Consider the following 18,088-nt stretch of genomic DNA (forward strand, 5'->3'; position numbering starts at 1 on the left):
CTATCCTTCGGCATCGCTGACCTGGGCACATGACTGCCCCGGCGCTCCCCCCGTGCTGGAGACATTGCCATGTCCTTTGCGTCGAAGCCGACAGTTTCCTCGCATCGCAAACGTTTGACTTACGGGCTGTTCGCCGCCGCGCTGTGCACGCTTTGCACGCTGAGCGCCTGCGGCAACGACGACGACGCGCCGGCCCGCGGTCAGACGAACGCCAACGCGATGACCGCCGGCAACGACGGCGCGAATGGCAACGCCAGCACGAGCAACGACAACGCGAACGGCCCCGGCGCCGCGCAGTTGTCGGCGAACCCCGCATCCGTAGCACCCGCACCCGCAGCACTCGCGATTCAAAGTCCAGCACTGCCCGCCTCAAGCGCCGACCCGGCATTGTCCGCCGCCGCGTCGACGCCGCTCGCCACGCCCGTCATCCACACCGTGGATTGAGTTTCGCGCCTTGCCCGGCGCATGGCTCACGCTCGCGCGCCGGGTGCCTCGTTCCTCTTTCGAAGATCGACCGCCCATACCATGACCTCAAAAAATCGCCGTGATTTTCTGCGCTCCGCCGCGCATGCCGCCGGTTCCGCCACCGCGCTAAGCATGTTGCCGCTGGGCATCCGCAACGCCCTCGCCATTCCGGCGAACAACAAGACCGGCACGATCCGCGATGTCGAGCACATCGTCGTGCTGATGCAGGAAAACCGTTCGTTCGACCACTACTTCGGCACGCTGAAGGGCGTGCGCGGTTTCGGCGATACGCGCGCGATCAACCTGCCGAACGGTCAGCCGGTGTGGTACCAACCGCTCGCCGCGGATGCGGGTTACGTGCTGCCGTTCCGCCCGAGCGCGCCGAACCTCGGCCTGCAATTCCTGCAGGATCTCGCGCACGACTGGACCAGCACGCACGCAGCCTGGAACGGCGGCCGCTACGATCAGTGGGTGCCCGCCAAGGGCACCACGACGATGGCCTACCTGACGCGCGACGACATTCCGTTCCACTATCAACTCGCCGACGCCTTCACGATCTGCGACGCGTACCACTGTTCGCTGATGGGCCCGACCGATCCGAACCGCTACTACATGTGGAGCGGCTGGGTCGGCAACGACGGCAGCGGCGGCGGCCCCGTGATCGACAACTCGGAACTCGGCTACGGCTGGTCCACGTACCCGGAAGTGCTGCAAAGCGCGGGCATCACGTGGAAGATCTATCAGGACATGGGCACGGGTCTGAACGCGAGTGGCTCGTGGGGCTGGACGCAGAATCCGTACATCGGCAACTACGGCGACAACTCGCTGCTCTACTTCAACCAGTACCGCAACGCGCAGCCGGGCAATCCGCTGTACGACAACGCGCGCACGGGCACCAACGCCGCGCAGAGCGACGGCTACTTCGACATCCTCAAGCGCGACGTGCAGAACAACGCGCTGCCGCAAGTGTCGTGGATCGTCGCGCCGGAAGCGTATTCCGAGCATCCGAACTGGCCGTCGAATTACGGCGCGTGGTACATCGATCAGGTGTTGCAGATTCTCACGTCGAACCCCGAGGTGTGGAGCAAGACCGTGCTGCTGATCAACTACGACGAGAACGACGGCTTCTTCGACCACATGGCGCCGCCGTTCGCGCCGGCGTCGAGCGCAAACGGTCTGTCCACCGTCGACACCAGCAACGAAATCTACGCCGGCAGCGGCAGCACGCCGGCAGGCCCGTACGGCCTCGGCCCGCGCGTGCCGATGCTGGTGGTGTCGCCGTGGTCGAAGGGCGGCTACGTGTGCTCGGAACTGTTCGACCATACGTCGGTGATCCGCTTCATCGAAAAGCGTTTCGGCCACGACCATAACCTCGGCGAATCGAACATCACGCCGTGGCGCCGCGCGGTGTGCGGCGACCTGATGTCGGCCTTCAACTTCAGCAACCCGAACGACGCGTTCCCGACGCTGCCGAGCACGAGCGGCTACGTGCCGCCGGATCAGAACCGTCATCCGGACTACGTGCCGCTGCCGCCGGCGGTGCAGGCGGTGCCGAAGCAGGAGCCCGGCGTGCGTCCGGCGCGCGCGTTGCCGTACGAACTGTTCGTGCGCGTGCATGGCGAAGGTTCGGCCAACAAGCTGACCATGCGCTTCGTCAATACGGGCCGCACGGGTGCGGTGTTTCTCGTGTACGCCGCCAACAGCAGCGACGCGCCGCGCACGTACACGGTCGAAGCCGGCAAGCGGCTTCAGGATCAACTGCCGTGCAACGCCGACGGCACGTACGACTTCACCGTGTACGGTCCGAACGGGTTCCTGCGCCGCTTCGCGGGCAAGCCGGTCGCGCGCAGCTGGTGGAACGGGTCGGACATCGCGCGTCCGGAAGTGGCCGAAGGCTATGACGTGTCGAACGGCAATCTGCAATTGCGTCTGGAAAACGTCGGCAGCGCGCGCTGCACGTTCACGATCGTCAACGCGTACGACGCCGGCAAGCCGATCAAGCACTCGGTGCGCGGCGGCGATACGGATCAGGTCTACCTCGATCTGCGCAATGCGCACGGCTGGTACGACCTGGCGATCACCGTCGATACGGACCCGACGTTCGCGCGGCGCCTTGCCGGTCACGTGGAAACGGGCAAGAGCAGCATGAGCGATCCGGCGCTGGGGAGCTAAGTTGGGGCGCTGAGTCGAGGCGGCGCTTCGGGTTGGTGTTCCGGCTCGCCGCTTGAACCGCTCGAACCGCTTTAGCCGCTTGAACCGCCCGAAACACGCTGAACGAAACGGCCGCCGCGACTCGATTCGCGGCGGCCGTTTTTTCATCGAGCCGTCATGACATCACGCCGCCACGGCCGTCGTTCGCGACTCGCGTTTGCCTGCCTCGTCCGCGATGGTCTGCACGATGAACTCGGCGTCGCGCGCAATCCCCGAGAAGCGCCCCGATCCCCACGTATGCAGCCATGGCAGTCCGACGAAATACAAGCCGTCGATCGGCGTCACGCCGCGCGCATGGGCCGGATAACCGCGTCCGTTGAACACTGGCGCGTCGAGCCAGCTGAAATCCGGCGTGAAACCGATGCACCAGACGATCGCCGCAATCCCGCTGGCGTCGATGTCGAGCGTCGTGCGCTCCCCGGACGGCTGCCACACCGGTTCGTACGCGCCGCCGGCCGGCACATCGATCCCCTGCTTCGCGATGAAGCTGTCGATGCTCGCGTTGATGCGGTTATACACGGCGTCGGCCGCATCGAGACTGGCGGCCAGCGTCGGCGCGAAATGAAAGCGGCCGTCGCGCAGATCGTCGAGGCGGCCATACAACTCCATGCCCTCGGCGGCGAACCGGCGCAGATCGATATCGCGTCCGCCGTCGCGGCCGGTCACGTAGTGATTGGTGTTATCGCGCACCCCTTCGCGCAGCGGATGCTGTTCGACCGGCATGTCGTAATACTGCATGTCGGCGAGCCAGTCGACCACGTCGCGGCCGCGATAGAAGCGCGCGCAACGTGGCGCCTCGCCGACCGCGAGCACCACCTTGCGTCCGGCCAGATGCAGATCCTCGGCAATCTGCGCGCCGGATTGTCCCGTGCCGACCACCATCACCACGCCGTCGGGCAACGCCCGCGGGTTGCGATACGCGGACGACTGCATCTGCACGATCCGCGCGGGCAAGCGCTCGGCGAGGCGCGGCACGATCGGCGTGTGATAGCCGCCAGCGGCCACCACCAGTCGATCGGCGGTGAAGTCGCCCTGCGTCGTCGCGATCGCATATACGCCGTCGTCGCGCCGTTTCGCGCGTTTGACTTCGGTGCGTTCGAGCACCGGCGCGCCGACATGTTCGATGAATCCGTCGAGGTACGCGACGATCTCGTCCTTCTTCATGAAGCCGTGCGGATCGTCGCCGCGATACGGATAACCGGGCAGCGCGCATTGCCAGTTCGGCGTGACCAGACAGAACGCGTCCCAGCGCTGTTCGCGCCAGGTGTGCGTGACCGTGTTCTTCTCGACGACCAGATGATCGATGCCGGCCTGCGTCAGGTAATAGCTGATCGACAGACCCGCCTGCCCGCCGCCGACGACGAGCACGCTGTAATGTCCATCGGCGCGCGCGGGTTGTTCTCGATTCGACATGATGCGTCCTCTACGAAAATGAGCGGCTAGCTGAAACCGATAATCCTGACCGTCGCGCCGGGCCGGTCGCGATAGCGCGCCGCATCGCGTTCGATCTGCGCGAGCTGATCCAGCGCGGCCGAACACGCGAAGCCGTATTTCTCGCGCACCCGCTCCGACGCGATGCCGAGCGCCTGCCGCGAACGGGCGACGAATTCGTCGAGCGCGTACACGTCGCCCGCCGAGAAGAACTCGCCGACCACGCGCGACGGCGAATAGCAGCTCGCCTCTTCGCCGTCGGGCCATTGAATATGAAAGTGAGTGACGGGCATCGCGATTCCTCAACGCGTGGCGGGCAACGCATCGTCCGGCGGTTGCATCGCGGGTCGTTCGCTATCACCTTCGCCGGCCATGAACGCTTCACGCTCGAAGTCCCACAACACCGCCGTCTCTTCCCGCCGATGCAGAATCACCTGACGCGGCGCGTGAACCACACCGATCACCGAACACGCGAGCGAGCGTTCGTCGAACAGCGCCTGTACCGCCTCCACGTGATGTTCACGCACCGACAGCAGATAGCCGAAGCTCGGAAACGCCGTCACCCAACGCGACAACGGCACGTCATCCGGTTTCGGAATCCGTTCGAGGTCGATGCGCGCGCCCACCTGCGAGCACTCGAGCAACATCAACGCGGTACCGAGCGCGCCCGCCATGCTGATGTCCTTCGCCGCATCGCACAGCCCGCTTTCCGCGAGATGCGGCAACACGTCGAGATCGCCGCGCAGACGTTCCGGCGGCGCACCGGTCGACGCATTCCAGAACGGATACGGTTCTTCGAAGCGTCCGCGCAAATCGGCCGCCATCATCAAACGGTCGCCCGGCTTCGCGTGAAAACTCGACAGCAAGGTCTTCGCGCGGCCAACGATCGACACCGCCAGTTGCGCGGCCTCGCTGCGCGTATTCGTATGACCGCCGACAATCGGCACGCCATACGCGGTGGCGGCCGCGGCCATGCCAGCCAGCACGTCTTCCGCCGCGCCGAGGCCCGGGCTCCACAACGCATCCACCACGGCCAGCGGACGGCCGCCCATCGCATAGATATCGCTGACGTTGACCATCACGCTGCTGTAGCCCGCGAACCACGGCATCGCGTCGACGAAATCGCTGACCATGCCTTCGATCGCGAACAGCAGATAGCCGTCGCCCTCCGCGAGCGCCGCGCAGTCGTCGCCGAGCGCGACCGCCTGATCGAGATCGCGGGCGCCGCGCGGCAGACGTCTCGCCAGCGCATCGACCACGCCGGCGATATCGGTCTTGTGCAGAAAGCCGCGACTCGCGCGCAGACCGGCGACCAGTTCGGCGACACTCATGCCGCGCTCCGTGCGCCAACCTCGGCCGCGTCCGAGGTTGTGGCTTCCGCTCGTGGAGACACGACCTGCGTGCGCGTGACAAAACCGCCGTTCGGCGTGGTGCACGGCGGATACCAATCCAGTTGCGCCCGCATCAAATGATGCGGACGGCCGAGCAGCGTTTCCTCCGCGAGCGTGTCCCAATGCATCGCGTTAAAGAGCGGCACGTTCTGGCTCTGTACATGGGCGAGGAAGGTCTCGCAACCCAGCGCATGCGCGCTGCTGACTGCGAGCCGGATCAGCGTCGCGCCGATCTTGCCGTGACGCCGGAACGCCGCGTGCACCGCCAGCCGCGAACCGAACCACACGTTGCCGCGATCGCGATGAATGCGCACGGTGCCCACCACCTGCTCCGGCATGCCGGCCACGCAACTGAGCGCGACCAGTTGCTGCGCGTGGCGGTCGATCTCGTCGCGATCGTCGCCGACGAAAATGCCCTGCTCGATGCAGAACACCGCGCGCCGCAAGCGGAACGCCTGCTCCGCTTCCCAGTCGAGCGTGGTCCACTTGATGCGGAATTCGTTCGGCGTATAAGGCGTAGCGGGAATGCGAGGCGCGTGGCGTTCATCGCTGACGCGCCCGCTCCGGGCTTCCGCATCCGGCGCCAGACCGGCAATCGCTTCACCAAACATGCTCACACCTCGTACGATGAAAGCGACGAACACGCGCCGCATTTGCCGCAGCCAGCCTTGATATCCGACGAACGCATCGCCGCCTCTTTCAGCATCGCGCCGAGCGGTTGCAACACGGTCTTCATGAATGCCGGCGTCGGTGCGGGATGATCTTCGAGCGGCGTGCCGCTGATCGGCACGAACGGCACCACGAACGGATACACGCCGAGCGCGATCAACTCGCGCGACATCGCGAGCATCGCTTCCGCGCTATCGCCCAGGCCCGCGAGCAGGTAGGTGCTGACCTGTCCGCGCCCGAACACCGCGACCGCCGCCTTGAACGCATCCATGTAGCGCGACAGCGGCACGCTCGCCTTGCCCGGCATGATGCGTTCGCGCAGCGCGGGCGTCACCACTTCCAGATGCATGCCGAGCGTATCGATGCCGCTCGCCTTCATGCGCGCGAACCAGCGGTCGTCGTCGGGCGGTTCGCATTGCGCCTGGATCGGCAGATCCACCGCGGCCTTGATCGCGAACGCGCTGTCGCACAGTATCTGCGCGCCGCGATCCGGCGTCGGCGGCGTACCCGTGGTCAGCACCATGTGCTTCACGCCGTCGAGCAACACCGCCGCGCGCGCCACTTCCGCCAGTTGCTCCGGCGTCTTGCGCGCGATCGTGCGGCCCGCCGCGAGCGACTGGCCGATCGCGCAGAACTTGCAACTCTTGCGGCGGCTCTCGTAGCGGATGCAGGTCTGCAATACCGTGGTCGCCAGTACGTCCGCGCCGTGCAGCGTGGCGATCTGCGCGTACGGCACGCCGTCGAGCGTCTGCATGGCGTAGAAACGCGGCGCCTTCGGAAAGCTCACGCTGGCGATCGGGATCGTGCCGCGCAGCAGCGCGCTCGTGCCCGCCGCGTCCGGCGTCTGCGCGACGAACGGCGAATGCCATGCGCTGCTCGTATGCACGGGCACCATGATCGTCACGCCGTCCACCGTCACGGCCTTGTGGTCGGACGGCCCCGCGCCGCCCCGGCGGCTTGCCGCGCCCGCATCCGGCGACACCAGCCGCAGGCCGGCCGACTGCAACTCAGTCATCAATTGCCGGCTCGCGGCCGACGGCGTCTCGCTGGCGTTCATCGCCTTCTCCGGTGGAAAGGAAATCGGTATCGGCGGCGCCGGACCACGCCGGCATCGGCGCGACGGTTCCGGCGGGCCGCCGGTTGATCGCGAGACTCAGCAACTCGGGACGCGCGTAATGGCCGACCGAATCCATCATCCGCTTGCGCTTGGTGATCAACGCCATGTCGAGATCGGCGATCACCATGCCCTCGCCCTCGCGCAACGGCGGCGCGAGGTGCTGCCCTTCCGGCGACACGATCGCGGTATTGCAGCCGCCACGCAGCGCCTTCTGCAAACCCGGGTCGGCGCTCACCGAGGCAATCTGCGCCTCGCTCAGCCAACCGGTCGCATTGACGACGAAGCAGCCCGACTCCAGCGCGTGATGACGGATCGTCACCTCGATCTGATCGGCGAAGATCGGCCCCACCAGCGAACCCGGGAACTGGCTGCAATGAATCTCTTCGTGCTGCGTCATCAGCGCATAGCGCGCGAGCGGGTTGTAATGCTCCCAGCAGGCGAGCGCGCCGACCCGCCCGAGCGCCGTGTGCGCAACTGTCAAGCCGGCCGCGTCGCCCTGCCCCCAGATCATCCGTTCGTGAAACGTCGGCGTGATCTTGCGGCGCTTGAGCAGCAGGCGGCCGTCCACGTCGAAGATCAGTTGCGTGTTGTAGAGACTGCCGTGATCGCGTTCGTTGACGCCGAGCACCACGACCATGCGATGCAACCGCGCCTGCTCGGCCACCGCCTGCGTGACCGGACCGGGCACCACCACGGCCTGCTCGTACAGCTTCATGTGCTCGGCGCCGGATGCGACCGGCGGCCTCACGAACGAAAAGTACGGGTAATACGGCACGAAGGTCTCGGGAAAGACGATCAGTTGCACGCCTTCGCGCGCGGCCTTGCCGATCGCCTCGCACACCTTGTCGAGCGTGCCGCCGGCGCGTTCGAAGTCGGGTGCGATCTGCACCGCGGCGGCTCGCACCACGCGTTTGCCGGGCATGTCTGATTTCTCGGCCATGGTGATCACCCGCGCTCCGTCAGACCGTCCATGTGTGAATGACCAGTGCGTTGTCCTTGCGATGCAGTAGCTGCAGATCGAGCACGTCGAGCGGATTGATCGGGCGGATGCCCTCGATCAGCGAAGCCTCGCCATGCCCGTAGAGCGCCTGCAATGCAAAGCGGCACGCGTAGACCTTGCCGCCCTCTTCCATGAACTTCGTCAGTTGCTTGTTGAAGTTCAGGTGACCGGGAAACGCCTCGTCGCCGAGTGTCGGGAAGCCGCGTTGCAGACCGAGCGTGACGCCCGGCCCATACAGCAGCACCGAGGTCTCGAAGCCCTTGCGTTGCAGACGCGTGGCCTGCAGCATGTTGACGAAGCCGATCGAGCCTTCGAACGCGACCGTATGAAACGTGACGAGCGCCTTTTCTCCGGGTTCGGCTTTCACATCCTCGAAGACTTTCTCCTCGTAGTCGACGAGATAGTCGCCCTTCTGATGCAGCGGTTTATTGACGGCTGGCATGACACTCTCCGATCAGGTTCACTAAGTAAAGTCCGGCGCGCTTCAAGTTCTCACGCACGGTCCTTAATGCAACGCCCATGCCATTGATCGGCCGCGCGAATGCGATCAATCGACAATCAATTCCGCCTCGATTCGAAGTCCGACACAAAATTTTTTAGGTGCGAAGTTTGCATACAGCGCAGCACGGCCGCGCCGGCGCCTTCGCCGCGTTGCCGGCGCACCAGCCGGGTGCGATTGCGTGGTGAACGCGTGTCGGCGTGGTGCAGTCATTCACCACGGGCGATCAATCCGATCATTGCGCGCGCATCGATCCGATCAACCGTCGTCCTGTCCAAAGCGCAGACTGCACACGATGAATAGCCCGACCCATCACTGGATCAAACGTCTCGCCGACCTTCGCAAGCCGGCCTATCTCGCGATTCCCGATCTGATCGAGGAAGACCTCGCCACGGGCCGGCTGCGTCCGCGCGACCGCCTGCCCGGTCTGCGCGATCTCGCCGAGGAACTCGCGCTGAACTACACGACGGTCGCGCGCGCGTACGCGGAGGCTCGCAAGCGCGGCCTGCTCGATTCGCGCGCGGGCAGCGGCACGTTCGTGCGCGGGCGCACCGCGACCTTGCCGCTCACGGGCGGCAGCAGCATCGAAATGTCGATGAACACGCCGCCCGAACCGCCCGACTACGCGAACCGTTTGCGCGACTCGGCCGCGCGCCGCATGGCCGAGTGCGACCCTTACCAGTTGCTGCGTTATCAGGACTTCGGCGGATCGGCCGCCGATCGCGACGCGGGCGCCGCGTGGCTGCGCCGCCGCGTGCCGCACGCGGATGCGCAGAACGTGCTGGTGTGTCCCGGCATTCACAGCGCGCTGGTGGCGCTGGTGTCGCAACTCGCGCGGCCCGGCGGCACGATCTGTCTCGACACGCTCGCGTATCCGGGCATCAAGGCGATCGCCGCGCAACTCGGCGTGCGTCTGCAGGCGCTGCCGCGCGACGACGAAGGCCCGCTCGCGCACGCGTTCGAAGCGCTCTGCAAAACCGACAAGCCGTGCGCGTTCTATTGCAATCCGACCTTGCAGAATCCGAGCACGCTGACGCTCACGCACCAGCGCCGCGAGGCGCTGGCCGATGTCGCGCTGCGCTACAGCGTGCCGCTCATCGAGGACGACGCGTATGCGATGCTGCCGCACGGCGCGCCCGATGCGCTCGCCACGCTCGCGCCCGAGTTGACCTACTACGTGACGGGTATGTCGAAGAGTTTCGGCGCCGGCTTGCGCGTCGCCCATCTGCATGCGCCGACGCCCCGGCAAACGCAGCGTCTGGCCGGCGCGCTGCGCGCGACCACCGTGATGGCGAGTCCGTTCACGGTGACGCTCGCCACGCAATGGATCGTCGACGGCACCGCGCTCGACATGCTCAACGCGATCCGTCACGAGTCGCGCGCGCGTCAGGCGATCGCCGCGCGGCAACTCGAAGCGTGGCCGTTCGACGCGCATCCGGACGGTTTTCATCTATGGCTGCCGGTGCCCGCGGCGAGCGGCTGGAGCGCATCCGAACTCGCGCTGCAATTGCGCAACCAGGGCATCGCCGCCGTCGCGGGCGCGGCATTCTCGACCGATGGGAATCCGCCCAACGCGATGCGCGTATGCCTCGGCGGTTCGAAGACGCGCGACGAATGCGCCGAGGCCTTGCATATCGTCGCGGAGACGCTCGACCATCCGCATCATCTGCACTCGCCGGTGATGTAGACCGATCTGTCTTCGCGGATTTTCGATGCGTCTTCGACGGGTCTTCGTCGGGTCTAGGACGGGTCTTCGTCGGGTCTAGGACGGGTCTTCGTCGACTTGCACGCGTTATCGTCAGACGAATACAACGCTTCGTGACCGGTGCAGCAGCTCGCCACGCCTTGCGCCATGCGGGTTTCCGCGCATGCTGAAAAGATCCGCGCGACGAAAAATTTTGTGTAGGATCGCGCCCAGCCGCCACAAGCGGCTCACGGGCGGCTCGCCGGCAGGTTTCCAGGGCCGCTGTCACAAACTGAAAGCATTACCTGCTCAAGTCCCAACTGCTCACGCCGTATACCTCCATGAGGCGCCCGCTTCACCGACTACGGCTCACTGCTCACTCCGAAAGACTCCCGACATGTTCTCTACCATTCGCGCGCGCATCGTCGCCCTGTGCGTCGCCATCGTTGTGGTTGCACTCGCCACCAACGCGGCGCTCAACTATGTCGTCGCCAATTCGTACAACGCCGACGCGATCGAAAGCAGTCTGAATGCAGTCGAAAGCGGTCACGCGGACGGGATCGACGACTGGGTCGTCACGCACAGCCAGATGATCAAGTCGTTGCAGGACACGGTGCTGCAACCCGATCCGACCGCGGCGCTCAAGCAGATCGCCGCCGCGGGCAAGTTCACCAACGTGTACGTGGGCTATGCGGACAAGACCACCAAATTCTCCGACCCCGCCGGCATTCCGCCCGACTACGATCCGACCAGCCGTCCGTGGTACAAGCAGGCCGCCGCCGCGGGCAAGCCGGTCGTCACGCCGCCGTACGTCGACGTGGGCACGGGCAAGCTGGTGGTCGCGTTCGCGGTGCCGGTGGTGCGCGACGGCGCGGTCAAGGGCGTGGTCTCCGGCGACGTCGCGATGGACAGCGTGATCGCCAACGTCAAGGCGATTCATCCGACGCCCGCGAGCTTCGGCATGTTGATCGACGCGAGCGGTCATATCGTCGCGCATCCGGATGCGAAGCTGACCCTGAAGCCGGTCTCCGATATCGCCCCGGCCCTGACCAGCGACAAACTGGCGGCGCTGTTCGGCGCCGAGCATCCGCTCGAAGTCGACGTGAACGGCAGCGCCAAACTGCTGCGCGCCCAGGCGATTCCGGGCACCGACTGGTACGCGGTGGTCGCGCTCGACAAGGCCGAAGCGACCGCCGGCATGCGTTCGCTGCTGACCGCCTCGCTGATCGCGCTGATCGTGATCGCCGGCATCGCGGCCGCGATCGTGGCCGCGGTCACCGCCGTGTCGTTCAAGCGCCTGTCGAACGTGCGCGACGCGATGGACGCGATCGGCTCGGGCGAAGGCGATCTGACCCAGCGTCTGCCGGCCGAAGGCAACGACGAAGTCGCGCAGATCGCGCGCTCGTTCAACACCTTCATCGACAAACTGAGCCACGTGATGCGGCAGATTCGCGACGCGAGCGAATCGGTGCGTGTCGCCGCGAATGAAATCGCCGCGGGCAACGTCGATCTGTCGGGCCGCACCGAATCGGCGGCGGCGAGCCTGCAGCAAACGGCCGCATCGATGGAAGAAATTACGTCGACCGTCACGCAGTCGGCGAGCGCCGCGAAGCAGGCCGACGACTCCGCCGTCTCCGCATCGCATGTCGCATCTCGCGGCGGCGTGGTGATCGCCGAAGTGATTACGACTATGGGCGAAATCGAACACGCGTCGGTGAAGATCGCCGATATCATCGGCGTGATCGATGGGATCGCGTTCCAGACCAACATTCTCGCGTTGAACGCGGCGGTGGAAGCAGCCCGTGCCGGCGAACAGGGCCGCGGTTTCGCGGTCGTGGCCGGTGAAGTGCGCAGCCTCGCGCAACGCAGCGCGCAGGCCGCCAAGGAAATCAAGGCGCTGATCGAATCGACGGTGGCAAGCGTCACGTCGGGCTCGGGTCAGGTGCGCCAGGCCGGCGAGACGATGACCGAAATCGTCAGCAACGTCGCCAACGTGACCACCATCATCTCCGAGATCACTCAGGCCGCGAACGAACAGACGCGCGGCATTCAGGAAGTGAATCGCGCGGTCAGCCAGCTCGACGAAATGGTTCAGCAGAACGCCGCGCTGGTCGAGCAATCGACCGCGGCCGCCGCCGCATTGCAAAGCCAGGCGGTAAGCCTCGCGGGCGCGGTCACGCAATTCAAGCTGGACTAACAAGAAACACGTACTACCGGTAAGCCGAAGGAAAATCGCAGTGACGTTTTATCGCAATCTGAAAATCGCCATCAAGCTGGCGTTGCTTGGCGCGGTGCTGCTCGCCGCGACCACGGTAGTCGGCCTCGAAGGCTGGCACGCGCTGACGCAAACCCACGCGTTGCAGGTGCAGTCCGCGCAGACCTTGACGCAATACGCGCAAGCCGCCGATACGGCGCGCGTCGCGCAGGTCGAATTCAAGAAGCAGGTGCAGGAATGGAAAGACCTGCTGCTGCGCGGCGCGGACCCGGCGGCGTTCGCGAAGTATCGTGACGCATTCAATCAGGAAGGCGGCACGACCCACGCCGCGCTCACGCAATTGAAGGATCAGTTGAGCGCGCTCGGCGCGAACGCGGACGGCGTCGACAAGGCGCTCGCCACCCATGCGTCGCTGCAGGACAGCTACCTGGAAGCGCTCAAGCATTACGACGCCGCCGATCCGAATACCGCGCACGTGGTCGACGGACTCGTCAAGGGTATCGACCGCGCGCCGACGGCCGCGATCGACGACATCGTCGCGTCGGTGATGCGTCAGGCGCAGGAGTCGAACGTGCGTACCACCGAAGCGGCGCAAAGCGCGTACACCCTCGCGTGCGTGCTGCTGTTGACGGTGGTGCTCGCCTCGCTCGGCGTCGGCGCGTTCGCGGTGTGGTTCCTCAGCCGCAGCATCACCGTGCCGGTCAAGCAGGCAGTCGGCGTCGCGCAAGCGGTGGCGGCCGGCGATCTGCGCGCGGATGTCGCCGTGATGAGCCGCGACGAAACCGGCCAGTTGCTCGTCGCGCTGAACGAGATGAATCATCGCTTGCGGCATATCGTCAGCGAGATCCGCGAAGGCGCGCACACCATCTCGTCGGCCACCCAGGAAATCGCCGCGGGCAACCTCGACCTCTCCGCCCGCACCGAGGAACAGGCCGCGTCGCTCGAGGAAACCGCCGCGTCGATGCAGCATTTCACCGACTCGGTTCAGCGCAACGCGGACAACGCGCGCGAAGCCACCTCGCTCGCGCAAACCGCCGCGCAAGCCGCGCGCGAAGGCGGCGTGGTGATGAGCGACGCGGTGCGCACCATGGATCAGATCAACGTCGCGTCCAAACGGATCGTCGATATCATCGCGGTGGTCGAGGCGATCTCCGCGCAGACCAACATTCTCGCGCTCAATGCCGCGGTCGAAGCGGCACGGGCCGGCGCCCAGGGTCGCGGGTTCGCGGTGGTGGCGAGCGAAGTGCGCAGTCTCGCGCAGCGTTCGGCCGATGCCGCACGCGAGATCAAGACGCTGATTCGCGAATCGGTCGCGACGATCGATGCCGGCACCGAACTGATCAATCGCGCGAGTACGACGATGGAAGGCGTGGTGCAGAGCGCGGGCAGCGTGACGCGTATCGTCGAATCGATCGCGACGGCCAGTGTCGATCAGGCGACGGGTATCGCCGAAGTCAACGACGCGGTCAACCAGATGGACCAGGTCACGCAAAGCAACGCGGCGCTGGTCGAGCAGGCCGCGGCGGCCGCCGACTCGGTGCAGAGCAAGGCATCCGGGCTGGTGCAGAGCGTGAGCTTTTTTCAGTTGGGCGCGGCCGCCTGACGAACCGGACCGCCTGACACATCAGGATTCGAAATCGAGCCCGCCGATCAACGCGACGGGCTCGCCCTGCGTATGCGACACGAAGTCCAGCTCGCGCGCATGGGTCCACGCGGCGAGCTTGCGCGGCAGCGCGGCCAGATAGCCCGCGAAGCGCGCCTCCCCCTCCTCGCCCATCAAGCGTTCGATCTCGTCGCTGTCCCACGTCAGATACAGATTCAGCGGATGCGCGTAATGCGCGTGGCCGGTGCCCTCAAGCAGCGCGGCATGAATCCGCACTCGGGTGGGATGCCCATGACCGCCGTACGGCAGCACGTCGGTCTGTACGTTCGCGGCCAGGCAGGCGGCGATCGCCGCCGCGATGCGCGGCGCGAACTGTTGGTCGAAACGGGCGGCACTCTCCGGACGCATGGCGATCTCCGACACTCTGCTCGATGAGCGAAGCATCGTAGCATGCACGCCGGATCGAACTTGTTGCCCTCACAGGGGTTTCCTATAATCCGCCGCTGGACCCAACAACAAGAGGCAGTGAATGTCGACTCTCCGGCTGAAAACCCGGCTGCATCCCCGTATCGCGCTGTTGCTCGCCGCCGGCTGCATCGGCACGCACGCGATGGCGGCCGACCTGATCGCGACGAAATCCGGCGTGATGTGCGTGTCGCCGCAAGCGCTCGCGCAACTCACGCTGCCCAACGGCGAGAGCCGCAGTCACGGTGCGTCGGCCACGCCTGAACAACTGGCGCAGGCGCAAGCCGGCGGTTGCATCGACATTCAACCGGGTATCACGGTCAGCGTGGTGAGCGCGCGCAAGAATACGTCGGTGGTCACGTATCAGCGGCCGGGCGCGACGGCACGCGACACCTTCGTGATTCCGAACATCGATTTCTCGCCGGTGTTCGCCGACGATACGGCGGCGCAGCCGGGTGCGAATGTTCAGGCGACGGCGCAGGCATCGGCAGCAGCATCCAAAGCCGCAACGACCGCAACGCCGGCATCGGCATCGACCACCGCCCCGCCCGCCGGCTACCACGTCGTGCAACGCGTGCCAGGCGCTGACGGCGATTCCATCGAACTGCTCGAAGACGAGCGCGTGACGCCGGCGCTGCAAAAACAGCTGTGGGGCACCGGTGAATCGCAGGAAGCGCTGCCCGGCAACGATCCGAAGCCGCTCGCGAAGGCGCAGCTGCGTCTGGTGTCGGCGGCGGGCGCGATCGCGGCCACGCGGCAACTCGACTATCCGCTCGCGCGCGTCGAACCCGCGCCGCTTCATGGCTTGCCCGGCCCCGCGTTGTTCCTGACCGTCGATGCCAGCGCGCCGATGGGTTCCTACAGCGGCCCCGCGACGGAGGTTTTGATGCCGGCGCGGCAGTCCCTCGACACGGTGCGATACACCGGCGCCGACGGCAGGAGCGGTTCGCTGATTCTGGCGCGAACCGGCAAGGCGGACTGGAAGATTTCGCCGGCGCGCAAAGGTCAAGGCGCACCCGACGAGATTCAGCAAGTGTCGAGCAGCCCGAACTTCGACAGCAAGAAGGCGAACAAGGATAGCGACGACGACTTCGTGACGCGTTACGCGACCTTCCGTTTCGTCGACGGCAAATGGCAACTGGCGGAGCGTCAGCGGCCGGGTCTGTGGGAAAACGAAGGCGATTTCCCGAAGCGCAGTCTGTTTCCGTAATACTGAATCGAAGCGAAGCGGTGTGACGCAGTATTCGCCGTACTACATCACACCCGCGTCACACCGTCTTCAGCATCCGCGGCCGTGAGTCGTTCACGGCCGCCGCCAGCTCCGGCGCCGGCTCGGCCAGGCCCGCGCCCTTCTCCGTGCGCATCGACAGATAGCGCAGACAGCACACCCGCAGGAACGACGCGAAGTTGGTCGGCATTTCGCCGCGCAACGCGATCAGTTCGTCGTAGAGCTTCACCGCAAACTGGCTGGTGGTCATGCTCTCGCGCGCGGCGATTTCGTGCAGCACGTCCCAGAACAGGTTTTCCAGCCGGACCGTCGTGATCACTCCGTGAATCCGCAACGAACGGGTGCGCGATTCATACAGGATCGGATCGGCGTTGATATAGACCCCACACATGACGTTTGCTCCCAGTTGCGCGGCGCGCGGCGGCGGCGCATTCATCGCGCCGTCGCACGCTGCCGCTTGCCACGATGTACCACTCGCGTACCACTCACGTACTATCCACGCACCATCGCGCTACACCGCGCGCTTGCCCATCTGCGCGGCGATGTGATCGGCCTGCCGGATCGCCAGCGTGACGATCGTCATGGTCGGATTTTCCGCCGCGCCGGTGGTGAACTGACTGCCGTCCGAGATGAACAGGTTCGACACCTCGTGCGTCTGGCCGAAGCTGTTGCACACGCCGTCGTCGGCACGCGCGCTCATGCGTGCGGTGCCGAGATTGTGCGTGGACGGATACGGCGGCACGCGATACACCGTCTTCGCGCCGGCCGCTTCGTACACCGCGCTGCCCTGCTTGAACGCATGCTCGCGCATCGCCTCGTCGTTCGGATGATCGTCGAAATGCACGTTGGCGACCGGCTGCCCGTACTGATCCTTCACGTCCGTATTCAGGGTCACGCGGTTGCTGTCGCGCGGCATGTCCTCGCCGACGATCCACATGCCCGCCGTGTACGCATACTGATCCATCGCCTGCGTGAAGGTCGGCCCCCACGCGCCGGGGTTCAGGAAGGCCGCGTAAAACGGCAGGCCGAGCGAGATCGTCTCCATGTGATAGCCGCCCGCGAAGCCGCGCTGCGGATTGAACACCGCTTCGTCCTCGATGATGCCGGCCATCGTGGTGCCCTTGAACATGTCCACCTTGTCGTTGAACACCGCGTACACCGAGCCCGTGGTATGGCGCATGTAATTGCGGCCCACCTGCCCCGAACCGTTCGCCAGCCCCTGCGGAAATTTGCTGGAATGCGAGTTCAGCAGCAGACGCGGCGTCTCGATCGAATTGCCGGCCACTGCGACGATACGCGCTTTCTGCCGCTGCAGCTTGCCGTTGCCGTCGTAGTACAGCACTTCCTTCGCCTTGCCGCGCGCATCGGTTTCGATCCGCACCACATGTGCCTGCGTGCGCAGTTCCATATGACCGGTAGCCTGCGCGCGCGGTAGCTCGGTGTATAGCGTCGACCATTTCGCGCCGGTCCGGCAGCCCTGAAAACAGAAGCCGCGCTGGAAACAATGCGAACGATCGTCGCGCACGATGCTGTTGATCGCCATGTGGCCGGTATTGCATTCCTTGTAGCCGACCTTGGTCGCGCCGGCCGACATCACCTTGAAGTTGTTGTTGCCCGGCAAACCCGGCAGACCGTTGGTGCGCGTGACGCCCATCTTCGCCTGTGCACGGTCGTAATACGGATCGAGTTCCTCGCGGGTGAGCGGCCAGTCGAGCAGGTTGGCGTCCTTGACATCGCCATAGGTGGTCTTCGCCTTGAACTCGTGCGGCTGGATGCGCAGGCTCGCGCCGGCCCAGTGCGTGGTCGTGCCGCCCACCGTCTTGCAGATCCACGCAGGCAGGTTCGGAAAGTCCTTCGCCACGCGCCACGTGCCCGAGGTCGTGCGTTTGTCGAGCCACGACAGCATCTGGAACGCGCCCCACTCGTCGGTGGTGAAATCGCCCTGCGTGTGCCACTTGCCGGCTTCGAGCACCACCACGTCGATGCCTTTCTGCGCGAGTTCGTTGGCCAGCGTGCCGCCGCCCGCGCCCGAGCCGATGATCACGACGACCTTGTCGTCGTTGTGCGAGAACCGCACCTTGTTGTTGTCCTGGTTCATGTCTCGTCTCCA

16 protein-coding genes are annotated in these 18,088 nt (G+C 65.6%); 6 read left to right on the forward strand and 10 right to left on the reverse strand.

All coding sequences use genetic code 11. The annotated features are described in order from the left end of the window. The first annotated feature begins 69 nt into the window (after positions 1–69). Together LFL96_RS13050 and LFL96_RS13055 are read left to right on the forward strand one after the other, a co-directional pair. The gene (locus LFL96_RS13050) at positions 70–444 is read left to right on the forward strand and encodes a hypothetical protein (protein WP_280995650.1); all 375 of its coding nucleotides are present in this window, start codon (positions 70–72) and stop codon (positions 442–444) included. An 81-nt stretch (positions 445–525) separates the two neighbouring features. Then, entirely contained in the window at positions 526–2,637 is a 2,112-nt protein-coding gene (locus tag LFL96_RS13055) for a phospholipase C, phosphocholine-specific (RefSeq protein WP_280995651.1), read from the forward strand. 162 nt (positions 2,638–2,799) lie between these two features. On the opposite strand, the gene LFL96_RS13060 is transcribed toward LFL96_RS13055, so the two are convergent. Genes LFL96_RS13060 through LFL96_RS13090 form a run of 7 tightly spaced genes read right to left on the reverse strand, consistent with a single transcriptional unit; the run spans position 2,800 to position 8,726 of the window. Further along, positions 2,800–4,089: an MSMEG_0569 family flavin-dependent oxidoreductase gene (locus LFL96_RS13060; protein ID WP_280995652.1), complete on the reverse strand. Its 1,290-nt coding sequence runs from the start codon at positions 4,087–4,089 to the stop codon at positions 2,800–2,802. Between the two features lie 26 nt (positions 4,090–4,115). Beyond that, a complete protein-coding gene (locus LFL96_RS13065) occupies positions 4,116–4,400 on the reverse strand; it encodes an MSMEG_0570 family nitrogen starvation response protein (protein ID WP_280995653.1) in 285 nt (94 codons plus the stop codon). A gap of 9 nt (positions 4,401–4,409) precedes the next feature. Continuing rightward, a complete protein-coding gene (locus LFL96_RS13070) occupies positions 4,410–5,438 on the reverse strand; it encodes a sll0787 family AIR synthase-like protein (RefSeq protein ID WP_280995654.1) in 1,029 nt (342 codons plus the stop codon). Next, a complete protein-coding gene (locus tag LFL96_RS13075; RefSeq protein WP_280995655.1) occupies positions 5,435–6,109 on the reverse strand; it encodes an MSMEG_0567/Sll0786 family nitrogen starvation N-acetyltransferase in 675 nt (224 codons plus the stop codon). The genes LFL96_RS13070 and LFL96_RS13075 overlap by 4 nt, the downstream gene beginning before the upstream one ends. Positions 6,110–6,111: 2 nt before the next feature. Next, entirely contained in the window at positions 6,112–7,224 is a 1,113-nt protein-coding gene (locus LFL96_RS13080; RefSeq protein WP_280995656.1) for an MSMEG_0568 family radical SAM protein, read from the reverse strand. Then, complete coding sequence (locus LFL96_RS13085; protein ID WP_281000738.1) at positions 7,175–8,206, reverse strand: Nit6803 family nitrilase; 1,032 nt, start codon at positions 8,204–8,206, stop codon at positions 7,175–7,177. Before LFL96_RS13085 ends, LFL96_RS13080 begins: the two co-directional genes overlap by 50 nt. A 37-nt stretch (positions 8,207–8,243) precedes the next feature. Then, positions 8,244–8,726, reverse strand: coding sequence for an MSMEG_0572/Sll0783 family nitrogen starvation response protein (locus LFL96_RS13090; protein ID WP_280995657.1), 483 nt, complete (start codon positions 8,724–8,726; stop codon positions 8,244–8,246). A 352-nt stretch (positions 8,727–9,078) separates the two neighbouring features. Between LFL96_RS13090 and LFL96_RS13095 the strand changes: the two genes are divergently transcribed. From LFL96_RS13095 to LFL96_RS13105, 3 genes are all read left to right on the forward strand, one after another. Next, entirely contained in the window at positions 9,079–10,470 is a 1,392-nt protein-coding gene (locus LFL96_RS13095; RefSeq protein ID WP_280995658.1) for a PLP-dependent aminotransferase family protein, read from the forward strand. Between the two features lie 394 nt (positions 10,471–10,864). Further along, on the forward strand, positions 10,865–12,664 hold the full coding sequence (locus tag LFL96_RS13100) for a methyl-accepting chemotaxis protein (RefSeq protein ID WP_280995659.1): 1,800 nt from the start codon (positions 10,865–10,867) through the stop codon (positions 12,662–12,664). Positions 12,665–12,704: 40 nt separating this feature from the next. Continuing rightward, complete coding sequence (locus tag LFL96_RS13105; protein ID WP_280995660.1) at positions 12,705–14,285, forward strand: methyl-accepting chemotaxis protein; 1,581 nt, start codon at positions 12,705–12,707, stop codon at positions 14,283–14,285. Positions 14,286–14,306: 21 nt separating this feature from the next. On the opposite strand, the gene LFL96_RS13110 is transcribed toward LFL96_RS13105, so the two are convergent. Further along, entirely contained in the window at positions 14,307–14,693 is a 387-nt protein-coding gene (locus LFL96_RS13110; protein WP_280995661.1) for a DUF5594 family protein, read from the reverse strand. A gap of 121 nt (positions 14,694–14,814) precedes the next feature. Here LFL96_RS13110 and LFL96_RS13115 point away from each other — a divergent pair, with 121 nt between their 5' ends. Continuing rightward, positions 14,815–15,960, forward strand: a complete 1,146-nt coding sequence (locus LFL96_RS13115) for a hypothetical protein (protein WP_280995662.1) — start codon at positions 14,815–14,817, stop codon at positions 15,958–15,960. A 58-nt stretch (positions 15,961–16,018) separates the two neighbouring features. Here LFL96_RS13115 and LFL96_RS13120 read toward each other — a convergent pair whose 3' ends face one another. Both LFL96_RS13120 and LFL96_RS13125 read right to left on the reverse strand, forming a co-directional pair. After that, complete coding sequence (locus tag LFL96_RS13120) at positions 16,019–16,369, reverse strand: ribbon-helix-helix domain-containing protein (protein WP_280995663.1); 351 nt, start codon at positions 16,367–16,369, stop codon at positions 16,019–16,021. 120 nt (positions 16,370–16,489) lie between these two features. Beyond that, positions 16,490–18,076 (reverse strand): GMC family oxidoreductase, encoded by a 1,587-nt coding sequence (locus LFL96_RS13125; protein WP_280995664.1) that lies wholly within the window; start codon positions 18,074–18,076, stop codon positions 16,490–16,492. Positions 18,077–18,088: the final 12 nt, after the last annotated feature.

Origin of the sequence: Paraburkholderia sp. D15, assembly GCF_029910215.1 — a bacterium.
Classification (GTDB): Bacteria; Pseudomonadota; Gammaproteobacteria; order Burkholderiales; family Burkholderiaceae; genus Paraburkholderia.